Here is a 20,483-nt window from a genome sequence, read left to right as displayed (position 1 = left end):
CCTCGTAACATTGCTCAGTCTTTCAACGAACGGGCATCCCACCATCGGGTGACCCCGAAACAACAGACAACTATGGCAGAACCTGATAAATCACTTGGTCGTAAAATTCTGGGATTCTTCGTTAAAGAAGAAGAGCCCGCTATTGCTACAGGAACACCACCGGCACCGGCCGCTCCCCGCCCTTCGCCACCCGTTACGGGTTCGCCAATTACTCCATCGGCACCAACAGTGGCTAGTGCCAATGTTGGTACGACCGGAGCGATAGACTCGAAATTTGCCGAGCATTTTGCCGATGTGCTGGCGCAGAATAATCCACCCGGTCCCGACTATTTTGAATTTCGCGAAACCCTCCGGAGTCTGAGCAATCTGGGATTACCCGAAGACAAACAGTTTCAGGCGGCCTGGGCGAGTTTCAAAGCCCTCGGGGGGGGCAGCGACCCAAACATACTGAATAACACCGCGAATGGGTATATTTCGGCGCTGAACAAAGACCGGGAGGGGTTCAGCAAGAGCGTAGAAAACGCGTTGGCTGAACGAGTGGGCGGTCTGCAAAACGAAGAAAAACGACTGCAAACGGAAAACAATGCGCTGGCAAAGCAGTTGGTTGAGATTCAGAAACAGATTGATGCCAACACAAACCGCCTGACGGCCATTACCGGTGAAATCTTGGAACAAAGTACCAAAATCACCCAAAACCGGCAGAATTACGAGAATACGTTTGCACACTTTGTGAACCAAATTAAAGACGACATTGCCAAAATGGCGCAATACCTGAAATGATTTACAAAATACGAAGGACGAGGACACTGTACACTGCTTTGTTCAGAGCCACCGTTAACCCATAATTACCCATTTTGTAAGTCCAACTTATATTTCCAAAATCGTAAATCCTTACATGGCAACTCCTGATTTTTCCCAACTTGGCGGCAGTGCAGACGCAGAAAAGCGTTCATTCTGGAGCCGCCCCGAAGGTGTTCTGGGCATGATTGTGCTGGCCGGTATGGCCGGTTTTGGCCTGGTCTACTTCAATCGAATCATTGAATTCCTGATTCGTGTTACGTCAAATATCCTCGAACTGTCGCTTCTGCTGGGTGCGCTAGGGGTGCTTATTTTCCTGTTCACGAGCAAAGATGTTCGGACGGCGGTGTTCTTCCTGTTCAAGTCGCTGATGCGGAGTATTACGGGTACAGTTATCCAGCTAAACCCCATCGCGATCATGAAAATCTACATTCAGGATTTGAAAGAAAAGCGGGAGAAAATGCAGGGCCAGATCAATATCCTGGCCGGGCAGCTGGTGAAACTGAACAAAAAGATTAACGAGAATAACGAAGCCATCAAGCAGAAGTTTGCCGAAGCCAACAAGGCCAACTCGCTGAGCGACAAGCCCGGTATGCGCGAAACGGCTCAACTGGCAACAATTGAAGGGGCTGGTCTACAGGAAATGAACGAAAAGCTACTGCCTCTCCAGCGGAACATGAAAAACGTGCTGGCGTTCATGGAAAAGGTTAACCAGAGTGCCGACTACATTATCAAGGAAACCGAAATCAAGGTCCGGCTCAAAGAAACCGAATACCAAATTGTTAAAGACAGTTCGAATGCGCTAAAAACAGCCGTGAGCATCTTTAAAGGCGATCCGGACAAGAAATTCTATTTCGACCAGTCGATGGAATACATTCAGGACGACATGAGCATGAAACTCGGCGAGATGAAACGGGCCATGGACCTTTCAATGGACTTTATCAACGGCGTGGACATCCAGAACGGCATCCTCTCCGACAAAGGCGAGGCCTTGCTGGAGGCTTACAACAAAGGCGAGTTCAGGATGGTACAGTTGGATGCTCCGGCCCAGCCCATCAACCTTGGCCCTGCTCCACAGAAAGACGCCGGGTATAAAAATTTGCTTGACTAATCGTAAATTTTCAATGAGCGAATGAGTGATTGAGCGAATAGCCACTCATCCGCTTTAATTCAAGCATTCGCTCAATCACTCATTCAAAATTAATTTCCTATGCAACGCTTAACCGTAGCCGGTCGGCTGCTTATTACGGCCCTGATCCTGGCCGCTGCTTTCTTCGCTTTCCGTTATTTTGGCGGCAATGAAGCCCTGCGAAAACTCTCGCCGAAGGATAAAGAATACGCTGAATCGGGAACGCTGCCCCGTGCCGACGACAAAACAGCCGAAGGCGTAGTTGAAGAGTCGAGTGCATCCTCTTCGACTTCGTCGGAGAGTGAAGCCAGCGATCAACCCCGCCAGTCGTTTAGCTACACGGCTCCTGAGCCGCAAAATGGGAAGCTTAAGGGCGTTGTTGAATTAGGGGCAAGTGGATTTAACTCCTTCGTTGTCCGGATTGACGACCAGAAGCGCTGGAAACTCGAAAAAGCCGAGTTCAACAACAGCCTTGTCATGGAAAATATGGCAACGGACGAAGACATCCGAACGGGCCTGAAAAGTTATATCGGCAAAATGCTGGATTTCGGGGTTGGCGGGCGCGATATTCAATTTGTAGTGAGTTCGGGGGCCGTGAAGGCCGAGGGAACACCCAAAATCATTAAAGTACTGAAGTCGCTGAATTACGTAGTGAACATTGTTACCCCCGAGCAGGAAGGTTCGCTGGCCTTAAAGGCTGTGCTCCCCGCCGAATTTGACGAGAATTCATTCGTGGTCGACATTGGGTCTGGCAATACGAAAATATCCTGGAAAGAAGGGGGCTCTACCAAGGCAGTAGAAACGTATGGAGCGAAATATTTCCAGAATAACACCAGCGATGAAACTGTTACCACAGAGGTAAAAGCCAAAGCCAAGCAAGTCCCTTCCGACCATCGTAAAACCTGCTTCATCATTGGCGGTGTTCCTTTCGAACTGGCCAAAGCCGTTCGGAAAGATAAAGAGCGTTATACGGTTCTGGATGCTCCCTCGGCCTATAAACTGGAGAACGCAAAGTCTAAAGCAGGGCTCAATATTTACCGATCCATTGCGGAGGCAACCGGCTGTAATCAGTTCATTTTCGACTGGGACGCCAACTTCACAATCGGCTATCTGTTGACGCTTAAGTAGCGTTACTGACCTGGGCGGTTGACTAAGATAACAGAAAGGTGTACGTAATCAAGTCAAAAAGTAGTGTGCATTATGCCTAACTTTGAGGTATGTGTGTGCTACACTTGATCACGTACACCTTTCTATTGCCTGCTTAGACCAACTATCGCCATGACACTTCGAGATGTATTTGAGACCTTATCCGGCCAGCCGATACTTCTGTTTTTGCTCCTGATGGCTATTCCTACAGGAGCATTTTTAATTAATCTCTGGTCGGGCGAAACGGCCGAAGAAATCTGGAAATGGCGGTATGTCTACGCCGTCCTGGCCTACATCGCCTGTATACCGGGCATGTTTGCCCTCACTCTGAATATCTATCTTTTTCTGTTCGAGCGCCAGAGCATCTGGGATATGAACCTGGCGTTGCAGGTGCTGCCCATTTTAACGATGGTAGCCACCCTTGTGCTCATTAAGCGGAAGCTGCCGTTCAACTACATTCCGGCCTTCGGTAAGTTATCCAACTTCCTGACGATGGTTACGGCGGTTATGGGGCTTCTCTGGCTCATCGATCGCACCCGCATTTACGCCATTTCCTACGTCCCTTTCACGTACATTCTTGTTGGTTTTGTCGCATTGCTGCTCATCGTCCGTTTTGCCTGGAACCGAATTTTCTAACCGTGAAAAACTATCCCACCGATGCCTAATCAGGCAGGTGCTTGGCATAAAGTCTCTAGATACCTATCTTGACTAATTCTTTCCCTAGTATGTCAATCCGGATATGCATTCTGCTCATTCTCCTCTGGACTGCCTTCGGCGGCTGTCGGTCGGGAAGGGACGCGTCTATTTTGCCCGAATATGATTTTATACCAGTAGAGACTGGGCGGTATACCATCTACGACGTGCAGGAAACACAGTACACCCGAAATACCCCTCCTGTTCAGCGAACGTATCGACTCAAGGAAACAATTGGTCCGGCTTACAACGATGTTACCGGTCAACCGGCTTACCGTCTCCTGCGCTACCGACGAATCAGCGATGATCAACCCTGGCAACCCGATTCGATCTGGTCGGTCCGATTGGTTAATAATGAAGTAATCCGAACAGAGAACGGTCAGGATTTTGTTAAACTCTTGTACCCGGCAAGTGATGGGTTGATCTGGAACGGGAACCGGTATAACGTGTTTAAACCCAACAGGTACGAGGCACGCAACGTTGGGCAGCCGTTCAGCGTATCAGGTAAAGAATTCAGGAGCACTATAACGGTGGTTGCTCAGGATGATTCAACACTGATTGGACAGACTAAACGTGTTGATGTCTACGCTCATCAAATCGGAATGATCTATAAAGAACGTACGTATCTTCAGTTCTGCACTGACCTACCGACCTGTTTAGGCAAAAACCAGATTGACTATGGTATTCGGCAAATCTATCGCATTCAGACGTATGGAAAGGAATAGGGTAAGTTATCTTTTAGTAGTTCTCTTACTTTGTCAGATAACGGGTTTCGGGCAGTCGACCCGGAAGTTTCTTGTTTTACTGCGCGACAAAACAAACTCACCCTACAGTATAAGCCGTCCGGAGCAGTTTCTGTCACCACGGTCTATCCTGCGTCGGCAGAAGCAGAACATCAGCATTCTGGAGCGCGACCTGCCCGTAAATCCGGCTTATGTGTCGCAACTTCAGCAGGCCGGGGCCAAAATTTGGTTTACCTCCCGCTGGCTCAACGCCGTACTGGTTGAAGCGACCGACGCCACGATCGCCACTGTTCAGCGACTCCCCATCGTGAAAGGGCTGGAATTTGGCCGGTCACTGGCCAACGCCCGCGCCAGTGCAGACAAGCAAACGTATAGCTCCAAAACAGTGAGCTCGGTCAGTAATACAAACGACAGTCCACTAGATTATGGCAATTCACAAATGCAGATAACCCAGTTAGGAGCCGACAAAATGCACCAGCAGGGATATCATGGCGAGGGAATGTTGATTGGTGTTCTGGATGCGGGCTTTCTGAACGGCAACAAAGTGGGCTTTCTGAAACCACTTTTCGACGAAAAGCGCGTTCTGGCAACCTATGACTTCGTCAAAAAGGAAACGAGTGTCTATGAGGATGATTCGCACGGTCTTTCCTGCTTATCGGCCATTGCCGCCACCGCCGACAAGCAACTGTACGGTACCGCCTACAAAGCGTCCTTTGTTCTGATTCGGACCGAAGATGCCGCCACTGAAAAGCAGATCGAAGAAGCGAACTGGGTTTTAGGGGCCGAATATGCCGATAGTATTGGCGTGGATGTTATCAGCTCGTCGCTGGGCTACACCCAGTTCGATGATGCAACAACCAGTTACACCTACCAGAATATGGATGGTAAAACCGCTCTCTCGACCCGTGGTGCTCAGATTGCGACAGAAACAGGCATGGTTGTCGTGGTGGCTGCTGGTAACGAAGGGAGCAGCGCCTGGCGATACCTGTCCGCTCCATCCGATGCGGCATCCGTACTGGCGATTGGTGCCGTCAATCAAACCGGTGTGCGGGCCTCATTCAGTTCGTTCGGCCCCTCGGCCGATGGGCGCGTCAAGCCCGATCTGGCTGCCCGTGGCCAGGGCACCATTGTGGGTAGTCCAGGCGGGCAGATCGTTTCCGGAAACGGCACCTCGTTTGCCACCCCACTTGTAGCGGGTCTGGCAGCGGGTTTCTGGCAGGCGCACCCTGCGCTCACAGCCGCTCAGGTAACCGATGCGCTTCGTCAGTCGGGCAGTCAGTTTGGTAGTCCCGATGACCAGCTGGGTTATGGCATCCCGAACTTTGAGCGCGCATCCGTACTCGCCGAATCATACGGGCAGTTGCTGGTTTACCCAAATCCATTCAGCGATGCGCAACCGCTGGGTGTTCAATGGGGCGAAATTACTCCTAATACCCCACTCGACGCGACGTTGACGAATACGGCAGGACGCGTCATCTGGCAGAACCGGTATACATCGGCCGGACTAACTGCCTTTACCTTACCGTACCTGAACTTATCCGCTGGCCTATACATCATGACCCTGGTTTCGGGTGATAAAAAACGGACCGTGAAGTTGGTGAAACAATAGCGGGTGCTTGTTGTGATTATTGACTTAGCTGGCTTTTGGTGGGAAAGGCAAGAGATCAGGCCGGTTGTAATGACCGATCACATCGAAATCGAGCTTACTTTTCAGCACCTCATCCAGATCAAGCTCAGCGGTTAAAACACCCTCTTCATCCCAGAGCGGACCGGCGATAAACTCGCCCTGTGGTGAAACAATGGCACTCCCGCCCCGGCTCAGTGTAGCATCTTCCTCCGTCAAAAACGGCTGGTACTCATCTGGATAATCAGATCGGGTGAAAAACTGATTGCAGCCCAGCACAAAGCAGCGCCCCTCGCAGGCGATGTGCTGAAGCGTAGCAGGCCAGGTAGGCCGCGCATCGGCGGTGGGGGCCAGATAGAGTTGGGGAGCCTGCTGATAAATGCGCATCCGGGCCAGGGGCATGTAGTTTTCCCAGCAGATCAACCCGCCCATTCGCCCGATCTCTGTACTAAACACGCCCATCGAATTTTCGCCGGTTCCTTCGGCCCAGACCAACCGCTCAACGCCCGTCGGTTTGATCTTCTGATGTTTTCCCAGATAGCCTTCCGTCGGGGATATGTAGACGAGTGTGCAGTACAAACTCCCGTTTAAGGTGTCCCGTTCAGTTACCCCGATGGCCAGATAAACACTATTGTCGCGGGCAATTTGCTCCAGGCGTTTTAGCTCAGGACTGGGTAGTTGCAGGCTGTTTTTCCAGTATGTCTTATAAAGTTCACGTCCGGCGTCGGTTCGTAAACCGATAGCCGCCCCAAATGTAAATTTTCGGGGATAGCCGGGAATAAACGACTCCGGAAAAAGCAGGAACTGGCACCCTTGCCGGGCACCGTTAACAACGAGCGCTTCGAGTTTGTCAATCGTTCTGGCAATGTCGAAAAACACGGGTGCTGCCTGAATTACCCCTACTTTAACCTTCATCGTTCGCGGTGGATCATGGTTTATCACGCAAATGTACAAGCGGTTTCAGGCAATTCTGCGAGAAACCGCTTCTGTTCACAACCCATTACAAACGGGATACTTGTTTAGGCGCGATGAAGATGGATAACCAGGTTCGGCGGGCGAGCCGAAAGAAGTAAGGCGTCAGGGCAATCAGCGTTGGCACCAGTCCGATCAAATAATAATCGAGGTCAACGCCCAGTCCCTGAACGACGATAAAGAATGTCAGGAGCGTATAAATGGTATAAAACGCATAACTCACAAACATCGACGCCCAGTAAAAGCCGGGTTCAGGCATGAAATTTTCCCCACAATGCGGGCAATGCTCATGCATTTCGTCAAAGTCCCGGGTGAAGGCACTGTTCTTAACAAAGAAATCTCCCTCCCCACAACGGGGGCATTTGTTATATAAAATGCTGTGTAAACGGCTATTGGCTGACATGGCGAGGTTGCTTTTGTTTACTGTACATACCTGGTTGGTTAAGTCCTAACATCAAGTATAAATCCACTGCAAAAATATATCACCTGCATTGGACATGGAAAGACAAACCAAGCCATCCATAGCACAAACCAACGATTGCATTTGACGGACCACAGTAACTTCCACTCATGGGCCTCAGCTGATCAACTATTTAGCAGGTATATCCCCCTAAAATAAAACGGGCCAGCTGGTATGCAGCTGGCCCGTTTTATTGTCGAATGAGATCTTTAGTTACCAACGTTGGTATCCGTTGTATCTGCATTTTTCCGTTTCTTAACATAGTACTCATTCGAGGGCATGGGTGCGTTCGGCTCACTCACCCTCTGGATTTTGTAGTTTCGGTCGGCCAGACTTGCAGCAGGCGTATGGTCAACGGTTATGCCACCCACCGGCTGTGCATTTGGCATTTGATTTTTGTAGTTCGCATACCGGGCATCGGTAGGCGTCGGCTGCTGTACAGCAACGCCCGTTTTGTTCTCCCAACTGCGGGCTTTTGCCGCCATGTTCGGATGCTTGTAATTGTGGGTGGAGTACATCGGGTTATTCAGTGGTTTTTTGTCTCCCCCATTCTGCGAATAGGCCTGACCTGACATCGCCAACAGGCTGATGCAAACAAGCAGTGAAAGTATGGTTTTCATGGCTATATCTATGGTTTTGTTGTGCAACAAATCTAATAATTCGTATAAACTATAAACAATAAAAAAGCCTACTATATTTATAGTTATTGCACTTTTTTCTCCAACATACGCGAAATGGAGCGTTCATTTGCTAGTTCTTTGGCATCTTTTAGAGAAAACCATTGAATATTTTTAATTTCTCCAGAATTACCAAACGGTTCGAGAGGGTCCGCTTCGAAGCAAAATCGAATGTCGTAATGCAGGTGTGCAGGGGCTTCTTTCCGGGTAGGAATTTCGTGAATATCTACGTCGAAGATGGAATCCGAGAGCAGCCGTAGCGAGGCAAGCCCGGTTTCTTCCTGTGCTTCCCGCAAGGCAACTGCCGCCACATTGGGATCACCGTCGGCATGACCACCGGGTTGCAGCCAACGGTCAAGTTTTCTGTGGTGGATAAGGAGTACCTGTTGCCGATCGGGGCTGCAGATCCAGGCGGAGCCTGTAATGTGCCCAACAAGTAATGACCGATCGAAGCAATCAGGATTTGCCCGAACGAAGGTAATGGTCTCCTCTGTCATAGCCTGTTCCTGTTTATCGGCTGGAGTATGTTGATGAAGCAACGAAAGCAGGGGTTTTCGGTACATACGCTGGTTTCTTGTGTAAAAAAGTGGCAATTTCGACCTGTTTTTTAAATAGTCTATAGAAAATCATGCGCAAACTTTCGTTAACAGCCGCTACACTGTGTTTAGCGGCTCAATTGACCACCGCTCAAATTAAACTGCCTTCACCCAGCCCCGGTGCCACTATCATGCAAACCGTCGGCACGACCGATCTGACTGTTTCTTACTCACGTCCCAGCCTTAGAGGCCGTGAGCCGTTTGTGGGCTCGTTTGTTCCGGCCGGTCAGGTATGGCGTACTGGTGCCAATAGTGCAACCCTGTTTACAACCTCAACAGACCTAATGGTGAACGGCAAAACATTACCCGCCGGTAGCTACGCCATTATGTCAATTCCTACGGCAGAAGCGTTCACATTGATCTTCAATAAAGATAAATCCGTGACGGAAGCGACCTATAAGCAGGATCAGGACGTTCTCCGGGTCGATTTGAAACCAATGGAAAACAGCGAGAAAATCGAAACGTTTACAATAGCCTTTGGTGACTTGACTGACAGTACAGCCAGATTGAATTTTATGTGGGCAAATTCCAAAGCATCGGCAGATCTGCGTGTTGACGTCAACGCCAATGCAGCGGCAAACGTAGACAAAGCGGTGGCCGAGAAGCCCGACGATGCCGCTGTGCTACAGGCGGCCGCCAGTTACAACGTGTCTAAAGGTCGTAATCTGGATCAGGCTTTAAGCTGGATCGATAAGTCGATTGCCAAACAGGAAAACTTCCGCAACCTGTATATCAAGGCGCAGGTTCTGGCTAAACAGGGTAAGTATACAGACGCGCTGCCAATTGCCGAAAAGGCACTTGCGCTGGGCCAGTCATCAAACGATCAGGTATTTCCATTTTTTAAGGAGGGCATCGAAAAGAGCGTAATGGAGTATAAATCCAAGATTCCCGCTCTACCTGCTATGAAAACTGGCAAAGGCAAAAAGAAAGCGTAAGCGGATGAACTGTCTGGTGAGTGAAAGATAGCACTCACCTTGCGTATAAAGAGCCCCGAAAGGCGGAGTGACATTGAATTGTCTTCGCCTTTCGGGGCTTTTGATTGAACAAATTCATCGTTTTTTATCACTATATGAACCAGCCGACCGACTGGTCGGTTAACAAAGCAACCCTTTTACCACCGTTACATGATGATTACTAGCCTGTTAACTAAACTAAGCAGTTATATCCAGCGTACGCCTACCGGGCTAACTATTCTGGCTGGCACCCTACTGGCGTGTTATCAGTACTGGGTGGGTCCTTTACCAATATGGCTTCAACTTGTCTTTTGTATTAGCCTACTTTTATTGGTTGGCATACCACACGGGGCACTCGATCACCTTATTGAACAGGAACGCACAATACGGCAGGCGCAACCGTTTTCACTGGCTCGTTTTTTAACGAAATATGTGCTCATGATCGCTATCTATGGACTGGCCTGGGTGTTCTTCCCCGTGTTTAGCCTAACTATCTTTTTATTGATTTCGGCCTGGCATTTTGGTGAAACGGATCTGGAAAACGCCCCGGACGATCGGTACTGGTCTTTGATCAGGCTGGTGGCCGGTGGTTTTGTGGTTGCGTTTATTTTACTTACCCATGCCCCCGAAGTCACGCCTATTCTTGGCAGAATAATTCAAAACAACCCCCAGGCACTGAATTTATGGGGTGAGGCAGCCGCTGGGGCCGGTTCGTTGCTCCGTGGGTGGGCTACTCTGGCGGTTGTACTGGCTATGCTAGCGCTAGGCCACCAGCCTATGCGGCTCAATGGCTGGCGACTGGCGCGGTTAGGCATGGTACTTCTTCTTACCTACATGCTTCCTTTACTTCCTGCCTTTATGCTATACTTTGGCGGGTGGCATTCGCTCAGTTCGTTCGGAATAATCCAGTCTTATCTACAGCGGCCGGGTAAACCTACCCAAACAATCTGGAAACTTTGGCGGCAGTCGATACCCCTCACGTTGCTTGCTTTTGGGTTTTTGATGGCTGGCGCAGGCATCTGGCAGAGTTACATACCCCTGTTTGACCCACTCCCCTACCTGTTCATTCTTCTTTCAACTATAACATTACCCCATATTCAGGTCATGCATCAACTGGACTTGCTCCGTAAATAGTTTATTTACAATAATTTACAAAGAGAAATTTTCCCTTCCCTAAACTAAAAAGGCCTTCTACACGCTCGTAGAAGGCTTTTTTAATTTCAATAAAAATATATTTTGTTTAATCCTTTTTTATAAACGTTAAACAAAATACATTTGAGCCGTTGTATAATTTATAGCATTAATTATACATTTCCCTTTCATCATTCATTTAACTACAATTATGCTTAACCAAATCTCTTCTATTTTACTGGAAATTCTCCAGCCAGGCGACGTAATTGGGTTTACATTTTTCACGGGCTATATGTCCATGTTTGCTGCTTCGGTTTTCTTTTTTATGGAACGAAGCGAGGTTGATGGTAAGTGGAGAACTTCGCTGCTTATCTCCGGGCTAATCACCATGATTGCTGCGGTGCACTACTTCTACATGCGGGGCGTATGGCTCGAAACCAAGACATCGCCAACTGAATTTCGCTACATCGACTGGACGCTCACCGTACCACTCATGTGTGTGGAATTTTACTTACTCATCAAGCCCTACGGAGGCAAAACCTCTACCTTATGGCGGTTAGTTGGTTACTCTGTATTCATGCTCGTAACTGGCTACATCGGTGAGTCAATCGACCCTGCCCGGACCATTATCTGGGGAGCTATCTCAACCCTTGGCTACATCGGTATCGTGTATGAAGCAACCATGGGTAGTGTGAAGCAAGTGGCCGACCAGTCACCCAATCCTGAGGTAGCGAAGGCAGTCCGGTTACTGCGTAACTTTGTCCTGATTGGCTGGGGTATCTACCCAATTGGCTACATGGCAATGCCCGGCGGTCTCTTAGGCAACATGGGCCTGAATCTGGACCTTATTTACAACATTGGCGACGCCGTCAACAAAATTGGCTTTGGCTTAGTGGTGTATGGCGCAGCGGTTGCATCGACTAAAAATGAGTCAGCGAAAGTGCTGAAAGCCGTCAACGCTTAAGCAATTATAATCGAAACGCCTGCCGGTCTGGTGAAGTACCAGACCGGCAGGCGTTTCTCATTGTCACGAATCAGATTATGGTTTGATAACCTTAAGCACCTGTTCCTGAGTCGGTGTACGTATTCGCAACAGGTATGTACCCGATGGTTGCCGACTCATTTCTACCTGCTGCCGCTCTATCTCAGCCGCTTCTTTTACCTCCTTCTCGAATAAGGAAACTCCCTGCCGGTCAACTAGCTGCATGACCAGAGGAAGACCTTCGGCACCCCGCGCTTCCAGTAGCAATTGTTCGTTTTCTACCGGATTTCCCAGCAGCTTGACCTGCAATGACGTGGTTTTTTCCGGAATACCCACACGACCCATTCCCCCCGAGGGTTCGGTACCATAAATCAACGTGCCTTGCCGATAGACCGTGATGCGGGGATTTTCGGCCAGACTGACAGAACCGTGAGAATAATCATTTGCCTGATTGAGCAACGAGAAGTCGGGCTTTACCAGCCGAAACAGAATCTGGCCCGTACTGCTTAATGGCTGCAGGTAAGCAGATCCCGGTGAAAATCCCAGTTCAACGTAGCTATCAGCGCCCGCCACCAGTTGAGCCAGCCGAACAACGTTGTGCCGAATCGTCTGAGTCCCCAGTTGTGCATAGTCAACATAGCTATTGAGAAGCTGGCTCGTTTCGGACGTAAACCAATAGCGGACGGTCAAATCCGCCAGGGGAATAGCCACATTACCCTCGTTTCGTATCTCAAGAACGGTACTGATACTGCTGGTTAAGTCGCTATTTTTTGCGGCAGAAAAGACCTTAACCTGCTGCACCGACGGTACAAGGGCGGGCTCTTCCCCCCAGATGAGTTGCCCATTCAAATAGGCCGTCACGTGCGAATTTCGGGTGAAAGTAGTCGCTGGTGCGTACGAATAATCATCCGACTCGTTGAAGTTTGACCGATCCCGCTTCAGAATACCATTTTCAATCGGACCCGACTGGCTTTTGGCCGCTAAACTTCCCGCCGATGCGTCGAAACTGTACTCAACATAACCGAATGCTCCCCGACGTGGCTCTGAAAGAGGCACATACTTCATCCTGACATTTTGCGTGCCCAACTGAGCGTAGTATACCTGCAAATCGGTTGGTGGCGAGGCTCCTTCCGCCGTAAACCAATACCGCAGGGTGATTTGGCTGTACGGTATAGCCGTATTTCCTTCGTTACTAAGCGCAAGGTAAGGCCGGATAAGTTGATCCGTTCGGTTGCCGTAGTCAGCGTCCCGGTGCAGAACACTGAGCGATGGGGATGCCGAAACCGGTGTGACAACACCACTCACGGCCACGGGATAGGTAAGGTGGGCTGAGTGATAATAAGTATCGTTGGACACCACCCCCGAAACGGGTCCGGCGGTTGAACCGATCAGCCGGACATCGACCTGCGTATCCTTATACGACAAACTGGAGCCAATTACCAGCGATGGGCCAAACGGATTACCACCCGTCCGAATCTCAAATCCCGCCGGGGCATTTACAATCACCGCCAAACCTCCCCGGCTTGTAACCGTGTAGGATTGGCTGGCGGAGGGTTGCCCGACTGTGGTTGTGAAAGGATTCAGAGCATTGGGGCTAACACTCACCGACTGCGTTATGGCCGTTCCACTCACCGCCACTGTCGCCGTAGCGGAGCCACTGACATTGGTAACAACGCCCGTAAACGTGCCGGGCGACGATGCGAGCAGTATGACCGAAACCTGTGTTGGCGGTACCTCCCCATCGACAAGCTGCAAAGCAACGCTCGGCCCTGTCTTTCCCTGTGCGCTGAGCAGGAAATAAGGCGGAGCGGTAATGACCAGATCATTCGTTAACCCCCTGGCCGACACGGTATAGGTGGCCGGGAACTGACCCTCATACTCACTGTAATTAAGAATAGTCAGCGAGGAGGGCGTAACAGTGATTGTCGGTGCGGGGCCATTCTGTTGAACGGGTTTCGCGGTAGCTCCGTACATCAGGAGGACGGCCGTACACCAGAGCCAGATGCGGCTCGTTGAGCGTAAAACTGATTGCATAACGTTTGTTTGGATTTGTGGAAATGATAGCTTTATCTACCGCCCGGATTCATTGACGCACACAGACGAGATCAATAAAAATGGCCGTAGAACATAGCAAAGCTAAATAGTCTACCAAACTAATAGTTATTCGAGAAATAGTGAGATTACGGCTTATATAGCTGATTATAAACAAAATAGGCACAAAACAGACAACCTGAGGGTCGAAGCTAAAATCGCTTCCATGTCCAAAAAAAAAGCTAGGCTACCCCACAGTTGTACATAAAAAAACTGCCTGTAGGTATCCATACAGGCAGTTATAGCATTTTGACCCGTGACGGCTATTGCACTTCCGGCATATCTGACGGATCAATCAGCAGGAAACCAGGGTTGATACAAGCACCATGCCAGCGAACGCCCAGATGCAGATGCGGTCCCGTTACCCGGCCTGTTTCGCCGGTCAACCCAATGGTTTGGCCTTTAGTTACAGTCTGGTTAGGCTTTACCGAGTAGCTTTTCAGGTGAAAATATTCGCTGATCAATCCATTGCCGTGATCGATATAGACGGCATTACCACTGAAAAACTGATTAGCGGCCAGCACTACCCGACCATTTCCAACGCTTAACACGGGTTTACCCACCGCAATTGGGTAATCCTGTCCGGTATGCCGATCGCGGGGTTGACCGTCAAATGTTCGGCAGGCCCCGAAGTTCCCCTCTCCTTTCGGTAACGGATTGGCCGGTTTGCCCACGGGCAAATCAAAAACCGCCGGACGAGCCTCTGCTTTGTAACTGATGATCGGATTGACAACAGCCGCTTCTTTAGCGGCTCTGGCCTGGTTCTGGGACGATACATTCACGTACTCCTTTTTAGGGAAGTTTTTAATGTCTTCCTCCTTGCAGGAGGTTTCGGTTACGGTAAGCGTTGCCGATTCCAGTTTGCCACCCGTTGTCCGACGGGAAATAGTATATCGACCGGGCTCCATATCCATGTCTACCGGATAATAGCACGTGCCATTCACCGCATCCCAGGCCCGTTTCTCGAAACTACACCGAAGACAGTTTCCAGCCCAGCGGGCCACTTCGCCCTGTCCGACGGTTACAGATTTTGCTGATTCGGTCGACGAGGTGCTTTTCGTTTGCCCCATGGCCGACGATAGTGTTAGTAAAACCCCACTAAAAACTGTTAGGCTAAAAATGTTCATTGAAAATATAGTTGAGTGCCTTTTCTACAACCAGACTTCTCCGAACACTGTTTTAAATCTTGCTCAAACGAGCCTAGGGCAAACGGTCTGTTTCTACCGGACGCGGACTAAACTTCTGTAGTATCCAGGCGATGCCCACCACCAGCAAACAGCCGATCACATTGAGCCACAAAAAAGCGGTCAAATCCAGATACCAGCTGATCACAACGAGGATTTCGGAGACGATCGCCGACCAGAAAGTAGCCCGGCCACCAATGGATTTCACGTAAAAGGCGACCACAAAAACGCCCAGAATGACGCCATAAAACAGCGAACCCAGAATATTGACGGCTTCAATCATGCTGCCCAGCCGATTGGCAAACTGGGCGACCACAATACAGAATATGCCCCAGCCTACCGTTGCCCAGCGGGATACACTCAGGTAATGCGCATCGTCTGAATCGGCCTTGATGAGTCGTTTATAAATATCGACTACCGTAGTCGACGCCAGCGAATTATAGGCCGAAGCGATGCTCCCCATCGACGCACTGAAGATTACCGCAATAAGCAACCCAATCAGTCCGTGGGGCAGGTAATCGAGTACAAAGCGTAGAAAAACGTAGTTAACATCATTGGTATCTGCCGACGGGTTGTTCTTTTTAATTAGATCGGTGACATCGGTTTTCACTTTTTTCAGGGCTTCATCCGTTTCACGCAGAACACTCCCAGCCGCATCCTGTCCGGCTTCGTTATCGGTTTTAAGCGCCACCTGCATATCCAATACTGCCTTCTGCCGCTGGGTTGTCAGGTTCTGGTGCTTGATCTCGGCGAGTTGGTAGGCCGATGCATACTGGCTTTGTTTCAGGCGGTCGGTTTCCTGCTTGTTAAAAAACGTGGGTGAGGGATTGTACTGGTAAAAAACAAACACCAGCACACCCACCAGCAGAATCAGAAACTGCATGGGCACTTTCAGCAGTCCGTTCATTAACAAACCCAACCGGCTTTGGCCAATCGACTCGCCCGTCAGGTAACGTCCCACCTGCGATTGGTCGGTGCCGAAGTACGAAAGCTGAAGAAAAAAGCCACCGATCAAACCCGACCAAAGGTTATAACGGCTGTTGGGATCAAACTTAAGGTCGATCAGGTTCATACGCCCCGCTTCGCCCGCTACGTGCAGCGCATCGACAAAGCCAACGCCTTCGGGCAGCATCTTAACAGTCAGGAACCCGGCCAGTGCCATCGCAAACGTCACAACGGCCATTTGTTGCAGGTGCGTATACGAGATGGCTTTCGTACCACCCGTTACGGTATATACGAGCACAATGCCGCCCATGAGCAGATTGGTCCAGTAGATGTTCCAGCCCAGAATAGTGGACAGGATAATAGCGGGCGCATAAATCGACAGGCCAGTAGATAGCCCGCGCTGGAGCAAAAATAACCCGGCAGTGAGCGTTCGTACCCTGGAGTCGAAGCGAGATTCGAGGTATTCGTAAGCCGTATAAATTTTGAGCTTATGAAAAATGGGAACAAACGTAATCGACAGCACAACCATGGCCAGGGGTAAGCCAAAGTAAAATTGCACAAAGCGCATCCCGTCCGTAAACCCCTGCCCGGGAGCCGATAAAAACGTGACGGCGCTCGCCTGGGTTGCCATCACCGACAACCCTACATGGTACCACGGAAGCGACTGCCCGGCCAGCAGGTAGTCGTCCATGCTCTGGCTGCCCCGGCTCCTGACCAGGCCATAGACAATAATGCCGGTTAACGCTAGAACCAATACACTCCAGTCAAGAACACTCATGACAGCCAGCGCATTAGCAGGTAAAACACAATAATCTCGGCAGTTAAACTGCCGACTACAATAGCGTATAGTTGCGCCCACGAGCGGGCAAACGGTGGTAAGTCGGTAGGATTTTCGGGCATACAGGAATGTCTTATCTGACAATAACGGCGAAAATAGCGTAAATCAGCATAACCCGTCAGATAATACCCGTAGAACAAATTATTTGCCAATTCTTACATGATAGCTAACATAGGGAATAAACAGTACCGACGTCGATACGCCCGAGCCTATGGCAAGGGGAACATAAGCCGCCAGATCGAACGCATGACGACGGCGATCAAAGCGAATCCCGGCCGACAGAACACCGGCAAAATCCAGACTACCCTGCCCAATCAGCACAAAATTTTCACTGATAAACGAGAGCTTTGGACTAACCTTCCGGACCAGCCCAAACGTGCCCACTACATTGCGAGATAGTTCGCCATTCGACACGCCCCAGCCCAACCCAAAAGTCGTATTATTCTGCCGGTCGCCGGTGGTCACGATTCCCTGAACGTAGCCAATCCCCAGCAGTGAGCTACTGTTTCCATTAAACAGTCCTCCGTCGCTTAAACCAGCATATTGCGCATTAATACCCAGTCGCACCCGTTTGCTGACGGGGATCGATACTTTTGTTGACAGGCTGAAGAGCGCCGTTGGCAAAAACGTAAAGAAGGTCGTCCCTACGCTCCAGTTCTCCGTAATTCCGTACTCAAACTGACTGAAATACAGAAAATAGTTTCGAAAATAAAGCCGGTTCTTCTCGGCCGAAAAAGCCGTCGGTGCTAACCGCATAGTTTGCGAAAACAGGTTGGGATAACTTTCACCTTCGGCCTGTGTGCCAATTTGCTCGATCCGGACGATCTGCTCGGACTTTAGTCGGATTTCACCCAGATTAGTTGTTCGAATAATGGCTTCGGTACTATCCTGACGGACTAACTCACCCCGCAGTTGCGTACCGTCTTTCAGAACAATCGAATAGGTACGTTTAGGAGGCTGCGGTTGTTTTTTGGGTTGGTAATAGTCATCCTGTGCGGAACCCAAATAGGGTAACAGCAGCAGGAAAAGCAGAGATAGGTGTTTCATTAAGTGCAATCAGTTACGGCCGATAATTAAATTATACCCAATATAGGGCGAAAAATAGACGCTGGTCCGATTTTGAGCCGGATAGCTTGCATAGTAGATGTAATTAGCCCTAACCGTTGCCAACGCGCCCAGGTCGAAGGCGTGGCGTTTGCGGTTGAGACGCAAAGCCGCTGAGAGTTCGGCACTGGAATTACCGTAATAAGCATTCAAATAGAAGGTGTTATCACTCAGGAAGGTCAGGTTATGGGAAATTTTGTGCATGACGCCCACCGTAATAACCGGAATTTTATTTGATGAAATATAATCTGGAAAAATGCGCAGTCCGTACCCCAGCGTGGCATTTCGCTGGCTATCGCCAAACGACATAAGTCCCTGAATCGTCAGCTGCTGAGCGAGTTGAAAGTAATAGCCTTTTTGACGGGGCTGGTAGATCGTGTTGATGCCAAACCGAAACTGTTCGCCAATGGGAAATGTGAGTTTGCCGGAGAACCGGACCGTGGCACCCAGCACTGTTTCTCTTGGGCTAAAATCGTTTGGCGAATAACTCCCGAAAAACGGATTGATACTAACACCAAGGCTCAGGTTACGCGTCAGGCCGTACTGAAATTCGTTGAGTAACAGAAAGGTGTTGCGATAATAAAACCGGCCTTTTTCGGCATTGAACGCCGTATTGCCCGTTAGCAGCCAGGGCGAAAAGCGGTTCGAAAAAGTACGACCCGGCTGGTTAGCGAGCAGTACGGCCTCCGTATCAGACCCGGACGAGTCGACCCGGGCGAGTAATTCCGGCTCGAAATAGGTCAGTTGGCCGTTGCTCTTTCGTACGGTGATCATCGTGCTATCCCGTCGGATAAACTTCCCGGAAAATCGGGTTCCATCCTTCAGTACAAATACCGTTGTGGGGGTCAGGCCCGAACCCGGCGGCCTATCGGGGCGGTTGGGCGAGATACTGACGACCTGATCGGCTTCAACGAACGACCGATCTCCGTTTCGTTTCTGAACGGTTATGACCGTACTATCCTGCCGGATAATGCGCCCCCGAAGCACGGTTCCATCCCGAAAAAGCAGGTACGATTGTTTCCGCTCAACATCTTGTGGTGTTACGTTTATCAGTTGGGCCAGCAAAATAGTTGGGCTGAGCAACAGGAAAAGAAGAACTGTTTTCATGGTCGTGGTTGTTAAAAATCAGGAAGCAATATTGATAATTTATCATGTATACGGTGACGAACCGGCAACTATTTTTTCAGCATATAGCCCAGACCTCCGATTTCCCCTTAGGGTTGGAAATTGAGCGGGCAGAAGGCGTATATCTTTTTGGGAAGCAGCCGGACGATGTCTATATGGACCTTATTTCGGGAATTGGCGTCAGTAATGTCGGGCATCGGCACCCGCACGTACTGCAGGCCATTCAGAACCAGTTGGACAAGTACCTGCACCTGATGGTGTATGGCGAATACGTCCAAACACCCCAGACGGAGCTGGCTCAGGCCCTGGCCCAAACGCTGCCGCCCAGTCTGAATACCGTTTACTTCACCAACTCGGGCACCGAAGCCGTTGAAGGAGCCATGAAACTGGCGAAACGATACACTGGGCGGACAGAGATTATCAGTTGCTTCAACGCCTATCACGGTTCTACTCAAGGAGCTTTGTCGCTCTCGGGCGACGAAAATTTTAAACGCAACTACCGACCGCTCCTACCCGACATCCGGCACATCCGGCACGGCAACTGGCCGGATATTAACCAGATCAGCGACCGTACCGCGGCCGTTGTGATGGAAGTCGTTTGCGGTGAAGCGGGTGTTCGAGTGCCTGATGCGGCTTATCTGCAAGCCATTCGGCAGCGCTGTACCGATACGGGTACGTTGTTAATCTTCGACGAAATTCAAACGGGATTTGGGCGGACGGGTACCTTCTGGGCGTTTGAGGACTTTGGACCCGTCGTACCCGATATTTTGCTATGTGCCAAAGGGATGGGGGGCGGAATGCCCATTGGCGCGTTCATCAGCTCGGCCGAGATTATGAGCGTGTTCAGAAATAACCCCATTCTGGGCCACATCACCACGTTTGGTGGCCACCCGGTTTCATGCGCGGCCTCGCTGGCGACGTTGCAGGTCATTCAGACCGAAAAACTTCACGAACAGGCCGAAGCTAAAGGGCAATTATTCCGGCAGTTGCTGACCCATCCGGCTATCCGGGAGGTTCGCGGAAAGGGCCTTATGCTGGCCGTTGAATTTGACTCGTTCGACGTACTAAAGCCCATTATTGACCGAGCTATTATGGGCGGTGTCATCACCGACTGGTTCCTGTTCTGCAACAACTCGATGCGGTTAGCCCCTCCACTTGTGATTACGGATGATGAAATCCGGAAAGCCTGCTCGGTAATTCTAGAAGCGATTGAGTACGTAACGATGCCCGTTCTTTAGGGAAACAGTACGGTAAGCGTACCTACCGCCAACGCGATCAAAAACAGGATTAAA

20 protein-coding genes are annotated in these 20,483 nt (G+C 50.1%); 10 read left to right on the top strand and 10 right to left on the bottom strand.

Annotated features, from left to right (window positions below; all coding sequences use genetic code 11):
• The first annotated feature begins 72 nt into the window (after positions 1 to 72).
• From CRO74_RS06635 to CRO74_RS06610, 6 genes are all read left to right on the top strand, one after another.
• A complete protein-coding gene (locus tag CRO74_RS06635; RefSeq protein WP_097125191.1) occupies positions 73 to 780 on the top strand; it encodes a hypothetical protein in 708 nt (235 codons plus the stop codon).
• A 115-nt stretch (positions 781 to 895) separates the two neighbouring features.
• A complete protein-coding gene (locus tag CRO74_RS06630) occupies positions 896 to 1,909 on the top strand; it encodes a hypothetical protein (protein WP_097125190.1) in 1,014 nt (337 codons plus the stop codon).
• Positions 1,910 to 2,008: 99 nt separating this feature from the next.
• Positions 2,009 to 3,055, top strand: coding sequence for an acetate and sugar kinases/Hsc70/actin family protein (locus CRO74_RS06625; RefSeq protein WP_097125189.1), 1,047 nt, complete (start codon positions 2,009 to 2,011; stop codon positions 3,053 to 3,055).
• A gap of 150 nt (positions 3,056 to 3,205) precedes the next feature.
• Entirely contained in the window at positions 3,206 to 3,709 is a 504-nt protein-coding gene (locus CRO74_RS06620; protein WP_097125188.1) for a hypothetical protein, read from the top strand.
• Between the two features lie 89 nt (positions 3,710 to 3,798).
• Positions 3,799 to 4,491 (top strand): hypothetical protein, encoded by a 693-nt coding sequence (locus tag CRO74_RS06615; RefSeq protein WP_097125187.1) that lies wholly within the window; start codon positions 3,799 to 3,801, stop codon positions 4,489 to 4,491.
• Positions 4,478 to 6,118, top strand: a complete 1,641-nt coding sequence (locus CRO74_RS06610) for a S8 family serine peptidase (RefSeq protein WP_245877773.1) — start codon at positions 4,478 to 4,480, stop codon at positions 6,116 to 6,118. The genes CRO74_RS06615 and CRO74_RS06610 overlap by 14 nt, the downstream gene beginning before the upstream one ends.
• A 24-nt stretch (positions 6,119 to 6,142) precedes the next feature.
• Here the strand turns inward: CRO74_RS06610 and CRO74_RS06605 are convergent, their stop codons facing one another.
• The 4 genes from CRO74_RS06605 to CRO74_RS06590 all read right to left on the bottom strand — a co-directional run bounded on the left by CRO74_RS06605 (position 6,143) and on the right by CRO74_RS06590 (position 8,805).
• Complete coding sequence (locus tag CRO74_RS06605) at positions 6,143 to 7,048, bottom strand: carbon-nitrogen hydrolase family protein (RefSeq protein WP_097125185.1); 906 nt, start codon at positions 7,046 to 7,048, stop codon at positions 6,143 to 6,145.
• Between the two features lie 85 nt (positions 7,049 to 7,133).
• Positions 7,134 to 7,508: a DUF983 domain-containing protein gene (locus CRO74_RS06600; RefSeq protein ID WP_097125184.1), complete on the bottom strand. Its 375-nt coding sequence runs from the start codon at positions 7,506 to 7,508 to the stop codon at positions 7,134 to 7,136.
• A 266-nt stretch (positions 7,509 to 7,774) separates the two neighbouring features.
• Positions 7,775 to 8,185 (bottom strand): hypothetical protein, encoded by a 411-nt coding sequence (locus CRO74_RS06595; protein WP_097125183.1) that lies wholly within the window; start codon positions 8,183 to 8,185, stop codon positions 7,775 to 7,777.
• An 83-nt stretch (positions 8,186 to 8,268) separates the two neighbouring features.
• Complete coding sequence (locus tag CRO74_RS06590) at positions 8,269 to 8,805, bottom strand: NUDIX hydrolase (RefSeq protein ID WP_097125182.1); 537 nt, start codon at positions 8,803 to 8,805, stop codon at positions 8,269 to 8,271.
• Positions 8,806 to 8,870: 65 nt separating this feature from the next.
• Between CRO74_RS06590 and CRO74_RS06585 the strand changes: the two genes are divergently transcribed.
• The 3 genes from CRO74_RS06585 to CRO74_RS06575 all read left to right on the top strand — a co-directional run bounded on the left by CRO74_RS06585 (position 8,871) and on the right by CRO74_RS06575 (position 11,886).
• Entirely contained in the window at positions 8,871 to 9,773 is a 903-nt protein-coding gene (locus tag CRO74_RS06585; protein WP_097125181.1) for a DUF2911 domain-containing protein, read from the top strand.
• 189 nt (positions 9,774 to 9,962) lie between these two features.
• A complete protein-coding gene (locus tag CRO74_RS06580; RefSeq protein WP_245877772.1) occupies positions 9,963 to 10,925 on the top strand; it encodes a Brp/Blh family beta-carotene 15,15'-dioxygenase in 963 nt (320 codons plus the stop codon).
• A 208-nt stretch (positions 10,926 to 11,133) separates the two neighbouring features.
• A complete protein-coding gene (locus CRO74_RS06575) occupies positions 11,134 to 11,886 on the top strand; it encodes a bacteriorhodopsin-like (protein WP_097125180.1) in 753 nt (250 codons plus the stop codon).
• A 75-nt stretch (positions 11,887 to 11,961) separates the two neighbouring features.
• Here the strand turns inward: CRO74_RS06575 and CRO74_RS06570 are convergent, their stop codons facing one another.
• The 6 genes from CRO74_RS06570 to CRO74_RS06550 all read right to left on the bottom strand — a co-directional run bounded on the left by CRO74_RS06570 (position 11,962) and on the right by CRO74_RS06550 (position 19,173).
• Complete coding sequence (locus CRO74_RS06570) at positions 11,962 to 13,938, bottom strand: cellulose binding domain-containing protein (RefSeq protein ID WP_097125179.1); 1,977 nt, start codon at positions 13,936 to 13,938, stop codon at positions 11,962 to 11,964.
• 320 nt (positions 13,939 to 14,258) lie between these two features.
• Positions 14,259 to 15,122 carry a M23 family metallopeptidase gene (locus CRO74_RS06565; RefSeq protein ID WP_097125178.1) on the bottom strand — a complete coding sequence of 288 codons (864 nt, stop codon included), beginning with the start codon at positions 15,120 to 15,122 and terminating at the stop codon, positions 14,259 to 14,261.
• A 73-nt stretch (positions 15,123 to 15,195) separates the two neighbouring features.
• Positions 15,196 to 16,902 (bottom strand): sodium:solute symporter family protein, encoded by a 1,707-nt coding sequence (locus tag CRO74_RS06560; protein WP_097125177.1) that lies wholly within the window; start codon positions 16,900 to 16,902, stop codon positions 15,196 to 15,198.
• Positions 16,899 to 17,024, bottom strand: a complete 126-nt coding sequence (locus CRO74_RS32195; protein WP_262508205.1) for a hypothetical protein — start codon at positions 17,022 to 17,024, stop codon at positions 16,899 to 16,901. The genes CRO74_RS06560 and CRO74_RS32195 overlap by 4 nt, the downstream gene beginning before the upstream one ends.
• Positions 17,025 to 17,103: 79 nt before the next feature.
• Positions 17,104 to 18,009: a hypothetical protein gene (locus CRO74_RS06555; protein ID WP_097125176.1), complete on the bottom strand. Its 906-nt coding sequence runs from the start codon at positions 18,007 to 18,009 to the stop codon at positions 17,104 to 17,106.
• A gap of 9 nt (positions 18,010 to 18,018) precedes the next feature.
• The gene (locus CRO74_RS06550; RefSeq protein WP_097125175.1) at positions 18,019 to 19,173 is read right to left on the bottom strand and encodes a hypothetical protein; all 1,155 of its coding nucleotides are present in this window, start codon (positions 19,171 to 19,173) and stop codon (positions 18,019 to 18,021) included.
• A gap of 44 nt (positions 19,174 to 19,217) precedes the next feature.
• On the opposite strand from CRO74_RS06550, the gene CRO74_RS06545 reads away from it, so the two are divergent.
• Complete coding sequence (locus CRO74_RS06545) at positions 19,218 to 20,429, top strand: aspartate aminotransferase family protein (RefSeq protein ID WP_097125174.1); 1,212 nt, start codon at positions 19,218 to 19,220, stop codon at positions 20,427 to 20,429.
• Positions 20,430 to 20,483 lie beyond the last annotated feature (54 nt).

Origin of the sequence: Spirosoma fluviale, assembly GCF_900230225.1 — a bacterium.
In the GTDB taxonomy this organism is placed as follows: Bacteria; Bacteroidota; Bacteroidia; order Cytophagales; family Spirosomataceae; genus Spirosoma; species Spirosoma fluviale.
This window is presented reverse-complemented; position numbering and strand designations above follow the sequence as displayed.

Coding starts and splice junctions, on each gene's coding strand:
- CRO74_RS06555 (WP_097125176.1), bottom strand. CDS start 18,009: ATGAAACACCTATCTCTGCTTTTCCTGCTGCTGTTACCCTATTTGGGT.
- CRO74_RS06565 (WP_097125178.1), bottom strand. CDS start 15,122: ATGAACATTTTTAGCCTAACAGTTTTTAGTGGGGTTTTACTAACACTA.
- CRO74_RS06570 (WP_097125179.1), bottom strand. CDS start 13,938: ATGCAATCAGTTTTACGCTCAACGAGCCGCATCTGGCTCTGGTGTACG.
- CRO74_RS06560 (WP_097125177.1), bottom strand. CDS start 16,902: ATGAGTGTTCTTGACTGGAGTGTATTGGTTCTAGCGTTAACCGGCATT.
- CRO74_RS06580 (WP_245877772.1), top strand. CDS start 9,963: ATGATGATTACTAGCCTGTTAACTAAACTAAGCAGTTATATCCAGCGT.
- CRO74_RS06625 (WP_097125189.1), top strand. CDS start 2,009: ATGCAACGCTTAACCGTAGCCGGTCGGCTGCTTATTACGGCCCTGATC.
- CRO74_RS06620 (WP_097125188.1), top strand. CDS start 3,206: ATGACACTTCGAGATGTATTTGAGACCTTATCCGGCCAGCCGATACTT.
- CRO74_RS06630 (WP_097125190.1), top strand. CDS start 896: ATGGCAACTCCTGATTTTTCCCAACTTGGCGGCAGTGCAGACGCAGAA.
- CRO74_RS32195 (WP_262508205.1), bottom strand. CDS start 17,024: ATGCCCGAAAATCCTACCGACTTACCACCGTTTGCCCGCTCGTGGGCG.
- CRO74_RS06575 (WP_097125180.1), top strand. CDS start 11,134: ATGCTTAACCAAATCTCTTCTATTTTACTGGAAATTCTCCAGCCAGGC.
- CRO74_RS06635 (WP_097125191.1), top strand. CDS start 73: ATGGCAGAACCTGATAAATCACTTGGTCGTAAAATTCTGGGATTCTTC.
- CRO74_RS06610 (WP_245877773.1), top strand. CDS start 4,478: ATGGAAAGGAATAGGGTAAGTTATCTTTTAGTAGTTCTCTTACTTTGT.
- CRO74_RS06595 (WP_097125183.1), bottom strand. CDS start 8,185: ATGAAAACCATACTTTCACTGCTTGTTTGCATCAGCCTGTTGGCGATG.
- CRO74_RS06605 (WP_097125185.1), bottom strand. CDS start 7,048: ATGAAGGTTAAAGTAGGGGTAATTCAGGCAGCACCCGTGTTTTTCGAC.
- CRO74_RS06585 (WP_097125181.1), top strand. CDS start 8,871: ATGCGCAAACTTTCGTTAACAGCCGCTACACTGTGTTTAGCGGCTCAA.
- CRO74_RS06550 (WP_097125175.1), bottom strand. CDS start 19,173: ATGAAAACAGTTCTTCTTTTCCTGTTGCTCAGCCCAACTATTTTGCTG.
- CRO74_RS06545 (WP_097125174.1), top strand. CDS start 19,218: ATGTATACGGTGACGAACCGGCAACTATTTTTTCAGCATATAGCCCAG.
- CRO74_RS06615 (WP_097125187.1), top strand. CDS start 3,799: ATGTCAATCCGGATATGCATTCTGCTCATTCTCCTCTGGACTGCCTTC.
- CRO74_RS06600 (WP_097125184.1), bottom strand. CDS start 7,508: ATGTCAGCCAATAGCCGTTTACACAGCATTTTATATAACAAATGCCCC.
- CRO74_RS06590 (WP_097125182.1), bottom strand. CDS start 8,805: ATGTACCGAAAACCCCTGCTTTCGTTGCTTCATCAACATACTCCAGCC.